The organism is Enhydrobacter aerosaccus (assembly GCF_900167455.1).
Taxonomy (GTDB): Bacteria; Pseudomonadota; Alphaproteobacteria; order Reyranellales; family Reyranellaceae; genus Reyranella; species Reyranella aerosaccus.
Genome location: NZ_FUWJ01000002.1, coordinates 449,541 through 465,952 on the forward strand (window position 1 = coordinate 449,541; position 16,412 = coordinate 465,952).

At 62.6% G+C, this 16,412-nt stretch carries 16 protein-coding genes; 7 read left to right on the forward strand and 9 right to left on the reverse strand.

Going from position 1 to position 16,412, the window contains the following annotated elements; all coding sequences use genetic code 11:
- The first annotated feature begins 4 nt into the window (after positions 1-4).
- Together B5D62_RS11425 and B5D62_RS11430 are read left to right on the forward strand one after the other, a co-directional pair.
- Positions 5-1,210 carry an MFS transporter gene (locus tag B5D62_RS11425; protein WP_085933994.1) on the forward strand — a complete coding sequence of 402 codons (1,206 nt, stop codon included), beginning with the start codon at positions 5-7 and terminating at the stop codon, positions 1,208-1,210.
- 88 nt (positions 1,211-1,298) lie between these two features.
- Positions 1,299-2,459: a mandelate racemase/muconate lactonizing enzyme family protein gene (locus tag B5D62_RS11430; protein ID WP_085933995.1), complete on the forward strand. Its 1,161-nt coding sequence runs from the start codon at positions 1,299-1,301 to the stop codon at positions 2,457-2,459.
- 8 nt (positions 2,460-2,467) lie between these two features.
- Here B5D62_RS11430 and B5D62_RS11435 read toward each other — a convergent pair whose 3' ends face one another.
- Positions 2,468-3,445, reverse strand: a complete 978-nt coding sequence (locus tag B5D62_RS11435) for a Bug family tripartite tricarboxylate transporter substrate binding protein (RefSeq protein ID WP_085933996.1) — start codon at positions 3,443-3,445, stop codon at positions 2,468-2,470.
- A 10-nt stretch (positions 3,446-3,455) separates the two neighbouring features.
- Entirely contained in the window at positions 3,456-4,430 is a 975-nt protein-coding gene (locus B5D62_RS11440) for a Bug family tripartite tricarboxylate transporter substrate binding protein (protein WP_170920894.1), read from the reverse strand.
- Between the two features lie 173 nt (positions 4,431-4,603).
- On the opposite strand from B5D62_RS11440, the gene B5D62_RS11445 reads away from it, so the two are divergent.
- Complete coding sequence (locus B5D62_RS11445; RefSeq protein ID WP_085933998.1) at positions 4,604-6,184, forward strand: cation:proton antiporter domain-containing protein; 1,581 nt, start codon at positions 4,604-4,606, stop codon at positions 6,182-6,184.
- A gap of 38 nt (positions 6,185-6,222) precedes the next feature.
- On the opposite strand, the gene B5D62_RS11450 is transcribed toward B5D62_RS11445, so the two are convergent.
- The 5 genes from B5D62_RS11450 to B5D62_RS11470 form a co-directional block, all read right to left on the reverse strand.
- A complete protein-coding gene (locus B5D62_RS11450) occupies positions 6,223-7,227 on the reverse strand; it encodes an aldo/keto reductase (protein WP_085933999.1) in 1,005 nt (334 codons plus the stop codon).
- Between the two features lie 124 nt (positions 7,228-7,351).
- Positions 7,352-8,401 (reverse strand): CobW family GTP-binding protein, encoded by a 1,050-nt coding sequence (locus B5D62_RS33965; protein WP_085934000.1) that lies wholly within the window; start codon positions 8,399-8,401, stop codon positions 7,352-7,354.
- A complete protein-coding gene (locus tag B5D62_RS11460) occupies positions 8,394-8,723 on the reverse strand; it encodes a hypothetical protein (RefSeq protein WP_085934001.1) in 330 nt (109 codons plus the stop codon). The genes B5D62_RS33965 and B5D62_RS11460 overlap by 8 nt, the downstream gene beginning before the upstream one ends.
- A gap of 4 nt (positions 8,724-8,727) precedes the next feature.
- Complete coding sequence (locus B5D62_RS11465; RefSeq protein WP_085934002.1) at positions 8,728-9,609, reverse strand: polysaccharide deacetylase family protein; 882 nt, start codon at positions 9,607-9,609, stop codon at positions 8,728-8,730.
- Positions 9,610-9,730: 121 nt separating this feature from the next.
- Positions 9,731-9,955, reverse strand: coding sequence for a hypothetical protein (locus tag B5D62_RS11470; RefSeq protein WP_139373846.1), 225 nt, complete (start codon positions 9,953-9,955; stop codon positions 9,731-9,733).
- A 531-nt stretch (positions 9,956-10,486) separates the two neighbouring features.
- Between B5D62_RS11470 and B5D62_RS11475 the strand changes: the two genes are divergently transcribed.
- On the forward strand, positions 10,487-10,903 hold the full coding sequence (locus B5D62_RS11475; protein WP_085934725.1) for a response regulator: 417 nt from the start codon (positions 10,487-10,489) through the stop codon (positions 10,901-10,903).
- Between the two features lie 12 nt (positions 10,904-10,915).
- On the opposite strand, the gene B5D62_RS11480 is transcribed toward B5D62_RS11475, so the two are convergent.
- Entirely contained in the window at positions 10,916-11,710 is a 795-nt protein-coding gene (locus B5D62_RS11480; RefSeq protein WP_139373847.1) for a hypothetical protein, read from the reverse strand.
- Between the two features lie 240 nt (positions 11,711-11,950).
- Here B5D62_RS11480 and B5D62_RS11485 point away from each other — a divergent pair, with 240 nt between their 5' ends.
- Positions 11,951-12,544, forward strand: a complete 594-nt coding sequence (locus B5D62_RS11485; RefSeq protein WP_269435097.1) for an NUDIX hydrolase — start codon at positions 11,951-11,953, stop codon at positions 12,542-12,544.
- 28 nt (positions 12,545-12,572) lie between these two features.
- Here the strand turns inward: B5D62_RS11485 and B5D62_RS11490 are convergent, their stop codons facing one another.
- Positions 12,573-13,247 (reverse strand): carbonic anhydrase, encoded by a 675-nt coding sequence (locus tag B5D62_RS11490; RefSeq protein WP_085934006.1) that lies wholly within the window; start codon positions 13,245-13,247, stop codon positions 12,573-12,575.
- 178 nt (positions 13,248-13,425) lie between these two features.
- Here B5D62_RS11490 and B5D62_RS11495 point away from each other — a divergent pair, with 178 nt between their 5' ends.
- Positions 13,426-15,114: an efflux transporter outer membrane subunit gene (locus B5D62_RS11495; protein ID WP_139373848.1), complete on the forward strand. Its 1,689-nt coding sequence runs from the start codon at positions 13,426-13,428 to the stop codon at positions 15,112-15,114.
- Positions 15,115-15,151: 37 nt separating this feature from the next.
- Positions 15,152-16,411, forward strand: coding sequence for an efflux RND transporter periplasmic adaptor subunit (locus B5D62_RS11500; protein WP_085934007.1), 1,260 nt, complete (start codon positions 15,152-15,154; stop codon positions 16,409-16,411).
- Position 16,412 lies beyond the last annotated feature (1 nt).

Consider the following 16,412-nt stretch of genomic DNA (forward strand, 5'->3'; position numbering starts at 1 on the left):
AATAATGAGCGATATTGAATCGCGTTACGCCTGGTGGCGACTGGCTGCCAGCGTGGCGCTCAGCACCTTGGGCGGCGTCGGCATGTGGGCCGTGGTCGTCGCCCTGCCGCCCGTCCAGGCCGATTTCGGCGTCACGCGCGCCGACGTCTCGTTCTCCTACACCGCGACGATGGTGGGATTTGGCATCGGCAGCATTCTGCTTGGGCGCCTGATCGATGCCAAGGGGGCGCTCTTGACCGTCACCCTCAGCACGGTGGTGCTGGCGGCCGGTTTCGCGGTTGCATCCTATGCGCCGACCGCCTTGTTGTTCGCGCTCGCGCACATCCTGATCGGCTTCGGCTCTGCCGCAACCTTCGTCCCCCTCGTGGCCGATCTGTCGCACTGGTTCGACAAGCGACGCGGACTCGCCGTCGCAATCTGTTCGGCCGGCAATTATGTGGCCGGCGCTCTGTGGCCACCGATCGTGGAGCACCTCGTTAGCCATGAGGGATGGCGGTCGACCTATTTCACGATTGGCATCATCTGTCTGGTGGCGATGCTGCCTCTCGGGTTCGCGCTTCGGCGCCGTCTCGTCCAAGATCCCTCCGCGAGTGGCGGAATGCCGGCCGCCCACTCGGCCCGCAGCCTTGGCCTGTCGCCGGCCGCGCTGCAGGCGTGGTTGGCGCTGGCAGGCATCGGTTGTTGCGTCGCCATGTCGATGCCGCAGGTTCATATCGTCGCCTACTGCGCGGATCTCGGTTATGGCGTGGCGCGGGGCGCGGAGATGCTGTCCCTCATGCTAGGTTTCGGCATCGTCAGCCGGGTCGCGTCCGGCTGGATTGCCGATCGCGTCGGCGGCATCAAGACCCTGTTGCTGGGCTCGACACTTCAGGCCGTCGCCCTCTTCCTTTATCTGATCTCGGATACCCTCACCTCTCTGTACGTCGTCTCGGCCTTGTTCGGTCTGTTCCAGGGCGGCATCGTGCCGAGCTACGCCATTATCGTGCGCGAATATTTCCCCTCCCGCGAAGCGGGTATCCGTATGGGGATTGCTGTCTCGGCCACGATCGTGGGCATGGCGCTCGGCGGCTGGATGGGCGGGGTCTTTTTCGATCTCTCCGGCTCCTACCGGGCCGCCTTCATCAACGGTATCGCCTGGAACGCCTTGAATGGCGCCATCGCGTGGTGGCTGCTGCTGCGGCAGACACGCCGCGCCGTGTTCGTCACCTGACAACCCTCCTCCGGCGAGCCGTTCTGCTGGCCCGCCGGATCGAGGCCCTGTAGAACGACATCATCGGTTGTCTGCCACGGGTTGCATCATGCGCATCGTCGCCGTCCGCGACATCGTCTCGCCCATCCGCTCCAACATCGCCAACGCCTATATCGACTTCAGCCAGATGACCGCCTCCGTCGTGGCCATCGAGACCGACCTCAAGGTCGAGGGCAAAGCCGTTGTCGGCTACGGTTTCAATTCCAACGGTCGATACGCCCAGCATGGGCTTCTCAACGAACGTTTCATCAAGCGGCTGACGGAGACCAAGCCCGACTCGCTGCTCGATGGGGAGGGCCTGCTCGATCCCGGCAAATGCTGGGCGGCCATGATGGCCAACGAAAAGCCGGGAGGGCATGGCGAGCGCTCGGTGGCGGTCGGCGTGTTGGACATGGCGTTGTGGGATGCCGTCGCCAAGGCCAAGCGGGTGCCGCTCTGGAAGCTTCTCGCCGATCGATACAACGGTGGCCAATACGACGACAAGGCGTGGGTCTATGCGGCCGGCGGCTATTACTATCCCGGCAAGGACCTCGAAGCGCTGCAGGACGAGATGAAGCACTATCTCGATCTCGGCTATTCCTGCGTGAAGATGAAGGTCGGCGGGGTGCCGCTTGCCGAGGACCTGAAACGCATCGGCGCCGTGCTGAACATCGTCGGCTCCGCCGAACGCCTGGCCGTCGACGTCAATGGCAAGTTCGACCTGCTGACGGCGATCGAGTTCGGACGCGCGATCCAGTCGCTGGGGCTACGCTGGTACGAAGAACCGCTCGACCCGCTCGACTATCTCGCCCATGCCGCGCTCGCCACACAGTACGCGCCGCCCCTGGCAACGGGCGAGAACCTGTTCTCGATGCAGGACGCCCGCAACCTGATCCGCCATGCCGGGTTGCGGGCCGACCGCGACATCCTGCAGTTCGATCCGGCGCTGAGCTATGGTCTCGTCGAATATCTGCGCACGCTCGAGATGTTGAAAGCGAATGGCTGGTCGCCACGTCGCTGCGTGCCGCATGGCGGGCATCAATTCGCGCTGAATATCGCCGTCGGCCTGCAATGCGGCGGCAACGAATCCTACCCGCAGGTCTTTGCTCCTTTTGGCGGGTTTGCCGACGACTGTCCGGTGGCCGACGGCCGCGTTACCCTACCGGAGACGCCCGGCATCGGCTTCGAACGTAAAGCCGACCTTTGGAAGGTGATGCGGGAAATCGCCTGAAGCCGACCCTATTCCGGCTTCAGCACACCCATTTTCAACAGCTCCGCGACGTTGGCTTCGTCTGCCTTGAGCTGATCCTCGAATTCGCCTGGCGTCGACGGTCGGACCGTGGCGCCGAGGTCGCGCAGCCGTTGATGGGCGGTTTCGTCCCTGAGCCCTGCAACGACGGCCTCGTTCAGCCGGCGGACGATATCGGCAGGCGTCTCCCGACGCACGAACACGCCTGCAGTCGTCGCCCCATTGAAAGTCTTGCATCCGACCTGCTCCAGCGTCGGCACATCCGGGAGTTCCGGAATGCGCTCCGGCCCCAAGGCCATGAGAGGCCTGAATTTGCCGGATTGAATATAGGGCATGGACGCGGTGAGCTGATCGGCGAAGCAGTCGATATTGCCCGCCAACATGTCGTTCAACCCCGGCCCCGATCCCTTGTAGGGGATGATGTTGAAGCTAAGCTTCTCGTTCACCTGCAGACGCAGGATCGCGACATGATTGGTCGTGCCGTTGCCGGAATGGCCGATGCTTACTGTCCCGGGTTTGCTGCGCGCCTCGGCCAATAGCGCGCGCATATCGGAAAAGCGACTGTCGGCGCGAGTGACGACCAGTGTCGGGACGGTGGTCAGGATGCTGACGGGCGCGAACGCCGGCAGCAGCGGCTGCTTTCCTGCCAAGAGCGGCGCAATATAGATCACGCTGAAGCTTGCCATCGTGATGGTGTAGCCGTCGGCAGGTGCATTCGCTGCCGCCTCCAGTCCGACCACGCCGCCGGCGCCTGGTCGATTGTCTACCACGACGGTTTGTCCAAGCTGCCGGCTCATCGGCTCGGCCACCAGACGTGACGTCACGTCGTAATTGCCGCCGGGCGCGAAGGGTATGATCCAGTGGATCGGCCGTGATGGAAAAGTCTCCGCGCGACCGGCCGGCGCGAAACCGGCCGTCGCGAGGACGGCCGAACTTTTCTGGAGAAAGCGGCGCCGTTGCAAGTTCATGACCTGTCCCCTATTCCGGCTTCAACAAGCCGGATTTCACCAGTGGCGTCACAGTCTCCTCATCCGACTTGAGCGCTGCGGCGAAGGCTTCCGGCGTCGAGGGGCGAGTGATGGCTCCGAGTTCGGCCAGCCGGGCGCGCACCGCGTCGTCCTTCAGCGCACTCGTCACGTTCTGATTCAAGGTGGCAATCAGTGCGGTCGGCGTTCCCTCGCGAACAAAGAGGCCGGCGGTGGTGCCGCCATCGAAGGGCGTCGCGCCGATATCCTTGAGGCAAGGGACGTCCGGCAGGCTCGGCAACCGCTCGGGACTGACAGCCACCATCGCCTTCAGCTTGCCGTTCTTGATATGCGGCAGCGAGGTGGAGAGCTGATCCATGTAGAGATCGATGTTGCCGCCCATGAGGTCGGCCAGGCCGGGGCCGGATCCCTTGTAGGGAATGATGTTGAAGGTGATCTTCTCGCTCACCTGCAGACGCAGGATGTCGACGTGGTTCGAAGTGCCATTGCCGGCATGGCCGATGGTCACGGTACCGGGTTTCGCCTTGGCTGCTGCGAGAACCGCCTGCATATCGGCGAAGCGGCCGCCCGGCCTGCCGACCACCACCATCGGAACGGTCGTGAGCAGACTGACCGGCGCAACGGCAGAAAGCAGCGACGGCTTTCCCGCCATCAAGGGCGAGACAAACAACACGCTGAAACTGGCCATGACGACCGTGTAGCCGTCGGCGGGCGCATTGATGGCCGTTTCCACACCGACCAGGCCGCCGGCGCCAGGACGATTGTCCATCACGATGGTCTGATTGAGCAGGCGGCCCATCGCCTCGCCGACGATGCGCGACGTGACGTCGTAATTGCCGGCCGCAGCGAAGGGAATGATCCAGCGGATCGGTTTCGACGGAAATGTGTCGGCAAATGCAGCTGCGGCCCGACCTGCAGCGAACAGCGCCCCCGCGCCCGCGGTAAAATTCCGACGCCTGATCGGCATCTTTTCCTCCCATGGTTCTTTTTCTGAAGTATCGATAGCGCTGGAGAGGCTCGTCAACGATTGAAATCCCATCAGCGCTGGGCCACATCCGGAACGCAGAAATTCGAGCCGCACGGAGAAAGACGATACCCGAGCATCAGACACCGCTGATCGCGACAATCGTTGCCGGCCTGATGCTGGCCTACGTGTTCGGCCTCCTCGCCCAGCGCCTGCGGCTGCAGCCGCTGGTCGGCTATCTCGTTGCAGGAATTGTGGTGGGACCGTTCACCCCGGGCTTCACTGCGGACCTTTCACTGGCAGGCGAACTGGCCGAGATCGGCGTGATGCTACTGATGTTCGGCGTCGGCCTGCACTTTTCCCTCAAGGACTTGATGGCCGTCGCCAGCCTCGCCGTTCCTGGCGCGATCGGCCAGATCGTCCTCGCCACCATCATGGGGGCCGCCCTCGCCCACCTGCTGGGCTGGTCCTGGATTGCCGGGCTCGTATTCGGCCTGGCTCTCTCCGTCGCCAGCACGGTGGTGATGATCCGCGCGCTGCAGGACCGACGCATTCTCGATACCGATAGAGGTCGAATTGCCGTTGGCTGGCTCGTGGTCGAGGACCTAGCCATGGTGCTGGCCCTGGTGCTGGTGCCAGCGGCGGCAACGATTGCGTCGAGCGGCGACGTGCCTCTCAGCCGTTTGGTGTTCTCCCTCCTGGTCGCACTGGCCAAGATCAGCCTGTTCGCCGTGGCGATGCTGGTGGTGGGTCGCCGTCTCATCCCCTGGTTGATGCACTACACTGCGCACACCGGATCGCGGGAGCTCTTCCGGCTGGCCGTCTATGCGATTGCGCTGGGTGTCGCGTTCGGTGCCGCCAAGTTGTTCGGCGTGTCGTTCGCTCTCGGCGCTTTCTTCGCCGGCATGGTCATGGGCGAAAGCAATCTCAGCCAGCAGGCCACGGAAGAAGCCATGCCGCTTCGCGACGCGTTCGCGGTGCTGTTCTTCGTCTCGGTCGGCATGTTGCTCGACCCCTCGGTCCTCATTCGCTCGCCCCTTGCCGTGCTGGCGACCGTGATGATCATCGTGGTCGGCAAGTCGGCCATCGCCTGGGCCATCGTTCGGGCGTTCGGTCGTTCGAACGACATGGCGTTCGCCGTTGCCGCCAGCCTGGCGCAGATCGGCGAGTTTTCCTTCATCCTGATCGGGCTCGGCATCGAACTCGAATTGGTGCCGCTTCTGGCGCGTGATCTCATTCTCGCCGGCGCGATCCTGTCGATCATGGTCAACCCGCTGGTATTCGGCCTGCTGGTCCGCCCGGCAGCGGCGAAGGCAAAGCCTGTCCCGCAGACTCGGGCCCCCACGCCCGCCGGGCACGACGTGTTGGTCGGATATGGACGTGTCGGCTCGTGGATCGGAGCGATGCTGGCCCAGGAAGGGGGCCGTCGCATCGTCATCGAAGCCAACGAAGACGGCCTGGAACGGGCCCGCAGCGATGGCGCCGAGGTCGTGGCCGGCAATGCCGCCGATCCCTCGATCCTGGCGTCCGCCAACCTTGCCCAGGCGCGGCGCCTGTTCGTGACCGTTCCGGAACCGTTCGAGGCCGGCCAGGTTGTCGAGCAGGCGCGCGCCGTCAACCCGCAGCTCGATATCCTGGCTCGCGCCCATTCCGACGCCGCCGTCGACCACCTTCAGAAGCTCGGCGCCAGCCTGGTCGTGCAGGGCGAACGCGAGATCGCCGAACGCATGATCGAGCGGGCTCGCAAAAAGACGTAAGCGAGCCCGACAGCGTATCCGCTCACGACGCGCCTCCTCTAAAGATAGACAGCTCTCATTTGCGCGTCGGCATAACGTCCACCCGCAGCAGCTCCGGGCGGCACCGCCTCGGACAAACGCGCAACGTCGTCCGGCGATAGGGCGACATCAAGTGCACCCAGATTTTCGTCGATACGTTGGACATGCTTGGTACCCGGGATAGGAACGATATCCGGCCCCTGGGCCAACAGCCAGGCCAGCGCAACCTGCCCTGGCGTGCAGCCCTTGGCTTTGGCCATGGCCTCGACGACCCCGGTCAATTGGAGATTGCGCGCGAGATTGTCTGCCGCGAAGCGGGGATGACGGCCCCGCCCGTCGCCTTCGGGAATATCGCCGGCCTGTCGCACCGAGCCGGTCAGCAGGCTGCGGCCAAGCGGCGAGTAGGCGACGAACGAGATGCCCAGTTCTCGCGTGGTCTGCAGCGTCTCCTCCGCATCCCTCCGATAAAGTAGCGAATATTCGCTTTGCACCGCCGCAATCGGAAAGGTCTTGTGCGCACGACGAATCGTCTCCGGCCTGGCTTCGCTCAGGCCGAGCGCCTTCACCTTGCCGGCTGTGACCAGATCACCCATCGCGCCCACGGTCTCCTCGATCGGGACCGATGGATCGACGCGATGCTGATAATAGAGGTCGATCACCTCCACCCCGAGACGCTTGAGACTGGCCTCGCAGGCCGCCTTTACGTAGTCGGGCCGGCCGTTCACCCCGTTGACGCCGCCCGGCTGCTGCGTTTGCCCGAACTTGGTGGCGAGCACGACCCTGCTGCGGCGGCCTTCGCTCAGCGCTTTCCCGAGAAGCGTCTCGTTATGCCCCCAACCATACATATCGGAGCTGTCGAGCATCGTGACGCCGCGCTCTATCGCATGATGGATGACTTTGATCCCCTCGGCGTCGTCACTCTTGCCGTAAGCGCCGGACAGCGACATGCAGCCGAGGCCGATCGGAAACACCTTGAGCGTGCTGGCACCAAGCTGGCGTGGTTCCCTGGTGAACGTCTGTGTCATGGCTGCCTCCTTTTGCTGGACGCTAGCACGGCAGATTTGGCTTGGGTCTTGTCGAAAGAACAATGCTCGTCGCCCTTTGTTGCCGTGCGCGCAAGCCGAAGGGCGAGTGTCGCGTCACCCCTCTTCACGGGGCAAGGATGGCGTCCGCCGGGAGCGGTGATGCGATAACGCCAAGAAAGGTCTCTAACGACCGTTCGATCGACCCTCGTTCAAGTCCGTCGACGATGAACACCAGGCGCGACCGACGATCGTCGTCCGGCCAGGCCGTCATATGTATCGGCGGATGGACGAGGCGTTGCACACCATGGATCGCAACCGGCGTTTCCGAGTTCGCGACATTCAGGATGCCCTTCACCCGCAGCACGGCTTCGCCATGGCAATGGAGCAACATCGTCAGCCATACGCCAAACATGGTCCAGTCCAGTTGCCCCTCAAATGCCAGACTGAAGCTGCGGATGCTGTCGCCATGACGATTGCGGCCCGTCGCAGTGGACCGGCGTCCAGCCGCGACCTCCTCAGCAAACCATCGCAACGGACGCTCTGCCTTATCGCCGAGCGCAAAATGATCGTGCGCCAGCAGGAGATCGACGTCGAGAGACCGGTCTGCGGTCTGCCACAGCGGCGCCGACGGGTTGAGGCGCTGCACATCTCGCAGCAAGGTTTCGACCGATACCGGATCAGCGATATCCGTCTTCGTCAGGACCAACCGATCCGCGATCGCCACCTGCTTCACGCTTTCCGGGTGACGCCCCAGCTGGCCCGCGCCATTGACCGCATCCACGGTGGTAATGACATTGCCGAGCCGGAAATGATGCGTCAGCACCGGATCGTTCTGCACCGTCGACAGAATGGGAAATGGATCGGCAAGGCCGGTGCTTTCCACGACGATGCGGCGGAACACCGGGATTTCTCCGCGCTCGCGGCGGGAATGAAGATCGCGGATGGCCTCGGACAGTTCGCCTCGGATCGTGCAGCAGACGCATCCCGACGGCAGGAGCACCATCGTTTCGTCGATGCGCTCGAGCAGGTGGTGATCGAGTCCCACCTCGCCGAATTCGTTGATCAGGACCGCCGTATCCCCGAGGGCCGGATCGGCCAGCAGTCTCTGCAGCAGCGTGGTCTTTCCCGAGCCGAGGAAGCCAGTAACCAGATTGACCGGGGTGAACTCAGCCACGTGCGGGGCCCAAATGGTTGATCACCGCCGGATCCAGCGGATCACAGCGGCGTCCGAGCAGCTTCTCGGCCGCCGCCCATAAGTGCGTAAGGTTATCGACGATCTCGGTCTTGCCCGTCGGCGTGGACAATAGATAGGCCGTGCCCTGCCAATCGCTGAGCGTCAGGCGGTAATGGCTCAGGACGCGCTGCGCGCAAGCAACCCGCTGCAGCCGCTCCCGGCGACGCTGCAGCGAGTCCAGATTGCGGGTGAAAACGCCTGGCCGCGCGGCCGCATCGGTCCAGTGATTTGCCGGGCCGAGAATGCCGCACAGCGCGCACATGACGCTACTTCTTGCGCGGGAAACGTCGGGCGAAATCGTCCGCCATCTCGTTCATGGTGACGAACTTCACGCCAGGATGGCTGCTCATATGCTGGTACAGCCGCTCCAGCATCATGAGGACATGCGGACGGCCCGACACGTCGGGATGGATCGTCATCGGAAACACCGCATAGTCGTATTCGCGATAGACCCAGTCGAACTGGTCGCGCCACATCTGCTCGATGTCACGTGGATTGACGAAGCCGTGACTGTTGGGCGACTTCTTGATGAACATCATCGGCGGCAGGTCGTCGAGATACCAGCTTGCCGGAATTTCGATCAGGTCGGTTTCGTGGCCGCGCTTCAGCGGCACCATCCATTCGGCCGGCTTCTTTGCGTAATCGATCTTTGTCCAGCTATCGCCAACCCTGACGTAATAGGGCTGATGATCGTTGTGCATCAGCGAATGATCGTACTTGATGCCGCGCTCGAGCAGCAGCTCATTGGTGACCGGCGAGAATTCCCACCACGGGGCGACGTAGCCTGTCGGGCGTTTGCCGGAGAGCTTGGTGACGAGTTCGATGCACTTGTCGAGGATCTCGGTCTCCTGCTCGCGCGTCATCGCGATCGGATTTTCGTGGCTGTAACCATGAATGCCGATCTCATGCCCCGCATCGGCGACAGCCTTCATCTCGGCGGGGAAGGTCTCGATCGAATGGCCGGGAATGAACCAGGTCGTCTTGATGCCGAGCCTGTTGAACATCTTGAGCAGACGCGGGCTGCCGACCTCGCCGGCAAACAGGCCGCGCGAAATATCGTCGGGAGAATCTTCCCCGCCGTAACTGCCGAGCCAGCCTGCCACGGCATCGACGTCGATGCCGAAGCCGCACAGAATTTCCTTTGCCATAACCGGACGCTCCTCCTCGGATTAACGTCCAACAGACAGCAAAAAGCGTTCCGGACGAAATCCGGAACGCTGATTTATTTCGTCGGCCGGCGCCCAAGCGCCGGATTTCAGTTCGCGAACTTTACTGCCAAGCGAACTGGGCTTCTGTACGCAAGCGCTCACGCGCCTGGAGCACGCGATCCTTCGTGCTGACCGGCTTGACCGCCGGGCGGGTCGCCTCGACGACAAACGGCTCGGCTGGCGCATTGACGCGCGCCGTTGCCACACCCTGCAGTACGCTGGCCGTGCCGAAAGTCACCACCAAGGCGCCGATCAGCATGGTGGCCGCCACCAGTAAATGCCTCATTCCACACCTACCCCAATATGCCCAAGCGCGTGCGCCCACCGCACTACGCTCCCAAAAGTCACAAACGAATATCGCGCTGCCGAGGTCCACAAGTCTCTGCAGTTCGGGCGCAGTAAATAATCTGTCGCAGAGGAGAACGCCAGCAAAATCGACTCGTTTTCCGCAACCTTCGTCCCGATTTTTCGTATCAGGCGTAGGTACGGCAGCCAACCCCAAGGAGCGGCCCAAGCTGCGCAACACGGCTAAGGCCCTGAATCTATGGACAAAATGGCCAAAAGACGCGGAAACAGCAGTCCCTCTGCATGATGTAGAACGCGAATAAGTCTGACAAATTATCGCAGCTCTAATGCGGAGAAATTCACCTCAACTGCTATGATTGACAGGCATCCTCAGCCGTTCCGCCTCCTTCCGCCGGGGCACATTGCGCTGATCTGCCTCCGCCAGGCGCCCTTTTTTGAGCGCGTCGTCGACCGTCATCTCCGCCAGGGTCCAGCCCAGGAACGCCCACCGCGGAGGCGCGTTGACGGCACCATGAATGACGTGGCCACACCCGGAGTTGCATCCATCGTCCCGACCGTCCTGGTCGTCGAACACGATGTCATCGTGCGGATGGCGGTGTCGGGCTATCTTCGCGAGTGCGGCTTCAAGGTGATTGAAGCCGCCGATAGCGACGAGGCTCGGCGCATACTGGAATCCGACGTCGAGATCGATGTCGTCTTCGCGGAAGTGGCACTGCCTGGAGCGTCGGACGGATTTGCGCTGGCGACATGGCTGCGCAGTCACCACCCGCGCATCAAGGTCCTCCTCACCTCCGGCATCGGCCGGTTGGCAGAGCAGGCTGGGAATCTCTGCGAAGAAGGACCCATTCTTGCCAAGCCTTACGACCATCGGGAACTGGAACGTCTCATCCGCCGCCTCATAGCGGCGGAACAACACCAACCGCGCTGATCGTCCACCCTGTCAGAATGCTCGGCCGAGAATCAACTTGGTCACGATCGCATCGGATCCCTGAGTCAGCCCGACCCCCACGCCGAAGTTCACATCGAGGCCGAAGGCCTTGAAGTCGACGACACCGAACAGGTTGTGCTGCTGCGTATCGATGGTCGAGAAATTCCCCAGCGGTCCCATGTTGGCGTAGTACTCGGCGCCGACCCACACATCGCCGCTCACCTGCCGGGCCAAGCGCATGGCCGGGGCGAAGTCCACCGCGCCCTCGCTGCCAAAACTGACGTCTATGATCGGATTGATGATGGCTTCCCATCCGTTCTCGCGCACGCCGAGAATGGGCCTCAATTCGATCCCGAACGGACTCTGTGCAAAGCGCGGCGTCTGGTAGCTCAACTCGATGTTGAGACCGTAAAAGAGATTGCGCTCCTCGGCATGCGGGGAGACGAACAAGTGGCGGAACTTCACCCCGCCCGGGATGAAGGTGCCTGTCGCATCGACGGTAAAGGGTGCGTAGAACCCGATCTCGTACCAATCGGTCACACCGTAGGCGAGTTCGGGCGTGCCGTTGAGGGTGTGGAACGGCGCAATGCCTCCCTCGAAATCAGGCGTCGTACTGCCCTGCCACACGTAGTTCAGATGTTGCTGGAGCGTGAACGTGCCGACCGGCGCAATCTCTGCATTGTAAACTTGGATCTCATCGGTCGCCCAGGCATCTACCGGTGCGAATTGCAACGCATTCGCAACTAAACCGAGAACAACCAATCGCCCGGCATGACGGTATGAAGAACAAGCATTGGACGGGGTCATGACGATCCATGGCAAGAGTATGGTCCGCTCAATCAAGTTCAACGCCAGTAAACCAGCGTTTCGCGTGAACGCGAACACCGAAGTGAGACTAATAAACGGAGGGTTGCCACGCCCATATTTAAATTTAACTAAATCTAACTCACAATTTCGCGATGACTTGCTCTCCCAGGATCGGGCCGGTAGCAAAGGCGGCAGAGGCGGGGCGAAGCACAACCATGGCGTGAATTACCAGGAGCCATCGTGACCGACAGACCGATCGAACCCTGGAAGACCTTGACGTCGCGTTACTCGTACGAGGACGAGTGGCTGAGACTGCGCAGCGACGCTGTCTCGCTGCCGAACGGCAAGGTGCTCGATCCGTACCACACCATCGACGTACCGGATTGGGTGAACGTGATTGCCATCACGGACGTCGGCAACCTGGTGCTGGTCGAGCAGTATCGTCATGCCGTGAAGCGCGTGCTGATCGAGCTTCCCGCCGGGAATGTCGATCCCGGCGAATCATCGGAAACGGCGGCGCGGCGGGAGCTGTTGGAGGAAACGGGCTACGCGGACGGGCTCTGGTACGACCTGGGCGCCCTGTTCCCGGTGGCGTCGCGCTTTACGAACGAAGTTCGAGCCTACCTTGCGCTCGATGTTCGAAGGATCGGCGCTCCCAAGCCGGACGCCAGCGAGAATCTTCGCCTTCACGAAATCTCCTGGCAGCGCTTCGTCGACGATCTGCGTGCCGGCCGTCGCCCCATTCTCGAAGCAGCTCAGATGTCGAGCCTGTTCCTGCTGTCGCTGTTTGCGCAGTCGAGTCGTGATCCGAGAATTGCCAGCCTGCGATTATAGGCTCCGATCTCGCCCAGCGCCGCGCAGATCACGAGGTAGATCGATGATCCCTCGTCAGTCGTTCGGCGACAGATCGTTCGATCAGGGTATAGGACTGGCGCTCTGACTCGTAGGCGTACATGTCACCGGTGGCGATATCGAACCACCAGGCGCTCAGCCGGAGCCGGTTCGCTTCGACGGCGGAGCGGACAGCCGGATAGGTCATCAGATGGTCGCGCTGGACCAATACGTTCAGTCGCGAGAGCTCATCGTGCAACTTCAGCGTCCCGTTCTGGGGCCTGTCCTGCTTGAGCCGGAATAAGGCGCCATCGGCATGATGCAGCCACTTCGCCAGGTTCGGAGCATCGTCCAGATGGCTCGGCGCCAGGACGGCTTTCATCGCGCCGCATTCGGAATGACCGCAAACGACGATATCCTCGACCTGCAGGACGGATACTGCATATTCGATGGCGCTGGCTTCCGACAGGTCACCCGTCGATAGTCCTTCCTCGGTCGCCGGTGGAATGAGATTTCCGACATTGCGCATGGTGAAGAGCTCTCCTGGATCAGTTGAAACCAGAAGATTCGGAACGACCCGGCTGTCGGCGCAGGTTATGAACAAGGCATCCGGAGCCTGGACCTTCGCTAGTCCACGAAAGCGGTCGGCATATTGAGGCAGCAAGCGTTCCCGGAAGTCCACAATCCCCAAAATCAGTTTCTTCATGCGCCTTAATCTCCGGGCCTCAAACTCGCCGTAAGCCGATGTCGCTCGAAGGCAGAAGCGACGTCGTCATTTCAACAACACTTGCAGCGGCAATGCATGCTCTTATAGTGGCAAAGGAGAGGCAGTGCAGCCGGCAAGCGGTTGCTCGGGGATGCGTTGAGCCGAGGGGGAGCGTTAAGTGTTGCAGCGGCGCGGCCAACGTAGTCGCGACGGAGGCTGGGCGAGCTTCGGGTCGACGAAGCAGGCGCGGCCTCTGGCGCGGCCAATTCGCGACATCGTCACCGGCTCGGCAATACCGCCTCTTCTGGCGCTGGCCTTGACACTCGGAGGGTGCGAGGTCGGTCCGGATTTCAAATCGGCCGACGCTCCGGTCTCCGATAAGTGGCTGGAGGCAAATAATCCGTCCGTAAAGACCGACCGCCAAGAATACGAGCAGTGGTGGACGGTCTACAACGATCCAACGCTCAACCAGCTGATCGATAAGGCCTATCGCCAGAACTTGAGCCTTCAGGCCGCGGGAGCCAGGGTTCTGGAAGCGCGGGCGATCCTGGGTATCTCGATTGGCCAGTTCTACCCGCAGGTGCAGCAGGTCAACGTAAGTGCGGCCTATGCGCAGGCAAGCAAGACCGACACCAGTTCGAACCCTGGCAGCTTCCTCGACAACTACTGGAAGGCGACGATGGGCCTCCAAGTCGCCTGGGAAATCGATCTCTGGGGCAAGTTCCGGCGCTCGACGGAATCGGCCAGCGCCTCCTATCTCGCTTCGATCGCCACCTATGACGATGCGCTCGTCACTCTGCTGAGCGATGTCGCAACAACGTATATCGGCATTCGCACGCTACAGACCCAGATCGAGATCGCGAAGGAAAACGTCGTCAAGCAGCAGAGAGCGCTGATAATCGCCAGGGACCGTTATCGCGGCGGTGTCGCCACCGAGCTCGACGTCTACCAGGCCGAAAACGTCCTCGGTCAGACCCAGTCGACCATCCCCCAATTGACGGCCCAGTTGCAGAAGGGCGAAGACGCCCTGCGCGTGCTGCTCGGCATGCCGCCGCAATCGGTCGACGCCCTGATCGCCGGCCCGCAGACGATTCCTGTTCCGCCTCAGGATGTCGCGGTTGGCATTCCCGCCGACCTCGTCCGCCGGCGCCCCGATATCCGCAGCGCCGAACTCAAGGCGGCCGCCCAAAGCGCCAAGATCGGCATGACCAAGGCCCAGCTCTTTCCAGCCTTCACCCTCTCGGGTGTGTTCGGGACAACGGCCGGGGGCTCGACGGAAAACCCGCTCGACCAGGTCTTCAGCTCCCGAAGCATTTTCTTCGCCTTCGGCCCATCCTTCTCCTGGCCGGTCCTCAATTACGGACAGATCACCAACAAGGTCCGCGTCCAGGACGCGCGGCTGCAGGCCTTGCTGTTGGAATACCAGGACACGGTGCTGAAGGCGCAGAAGGAGGTCGAGGACGGGCTGAGCGGCTTCCTGCAAGGGCGACAACAGGTCGAACTGTTGAAAGGCAGCGTCAGCGCCGCCACCAAGGCGATGAATATCGCCATGGACCAGTACACGCTTGGCACGCGCGACTTCACGACGGTGCTCACGGCGGCCCAGAACCTCTATCAGGCGCAGAGCAATCTGGCTTCCGCCTCGGGCAACGTCTCCGCCAGCCTTGCCACCCTCTATCGCTCCCTGGGCGGTGGCTGGCAGATCCGGGGCAACAGCGAATTCGTCAACGACAAGGTCCGCGCCGAGATGCGCAACCGGACCGACTGGGGCAGCGTCCTGCCGCCTGCTGGTCCGCCGCCGCAACCTGAACCGGGTCTGCCCGGTCCCGACAATGTCGGACCGAACGTGCAGGCTCCGAAGTGGTGACGCCCATGATCAGCCAACTTGCAGAAGCGCAATGCCCATGACGCCTCGAGCCAGCACAACGCGCAACAGACTTCTGGTTGCCGCGGTCGTAGCGGCGGCCGCCATCGGGATCGTCGGCCAGTTCGAAGGATGGTGGCGCAATCCCAGTACCGGCACTTCCTCCGGTCCGACGCCGAGCCCGGCCACCGGCCAGGCGCAGACGTCACAGTCCGCCCCGGCGACCACGACACAGACGGCGCCGCCTGACGCTGCCAGCGCGAAAGTCCCCGTCGCCAAGCCGAAGGTCCAGACCATCAGTGACACGCTGGAGATCACTGGCAACGCCGCCGCTGTCAGCCAAGTGAAGCTCGTCGCCCGTGTCGTCGGCTACCTGGAAAAGATCCACTTCGAGGACGGCGCCCTCGTCCGCAAGGGCGACCTGCTCTTCACCATCCAGCAGGATCAGTGGAAGGCGCAGCTGCAGCAGGCCAAGGCCCAGCTCCAGCTTCAGCAGGCGGCGCTGAGCTACGCCAAGACCGAAGTGCAGCGATACACGGAGCTGGTGAAGCGATCGGCCGCGCCGCAGATCGAGATCGATCACTGGGTGTTCGAGAAGGAGAGTGCCGAAGCCAATATCCTGGCCGCCCAGGCCCAGATCGCGATCGCCCAGCTCAACCTCGACTACACCGAGGTTCGCGCGCCCTTCGACGGCCAGATGAGTAAGCATCTGATCGATCCTGGCAATGTCGTCGGTGCGACCACGGAAACCGCCCTCGCCCAGATCACGCAGCTCGACCCGATCTATGTCGAGGCCAACATCAGTTCACAGCAGGCGCTGCAGATCCGGACCAATCTCGACCAGCGCCGCCTGTCGCTCGAGGAACTGCACAAGGTTCCCGTGGATGTCGCCTTGGCCAACGAGACCGGCTTCCCCCTGCACGGCACGCTGCAATACGTGGCGCCGCAGATCGATCCGGCGACCGGAACGCTGCTGGTGCGCGCCCTGCTCGCCAACCCTAATCGGATCCTGGTCCCCGGCATCTTCGCCAAGATGCGCATTCCAATGGGCAAGGAAATCCAGCGCGCGCTGCTCGTGCCGGATCGGGCCCTCCAGGAAGACCAGGGCGGCCGCTACCTTCTCGTCCTCGACAAGGACGATATCGTCCGCCAGCGCTACGTGCAGATCGGCCAGCAGGTGGGCGCCCTGCGCGTCATCCTGGGCGGCCTCGATGCCAACGACCGCGTCGTGATCGGCGAACTGTGGCGCTCCACCCCCGGCACCAAGGTTTCGCCGCAGCTGAAATCGATCGACGGCTAGG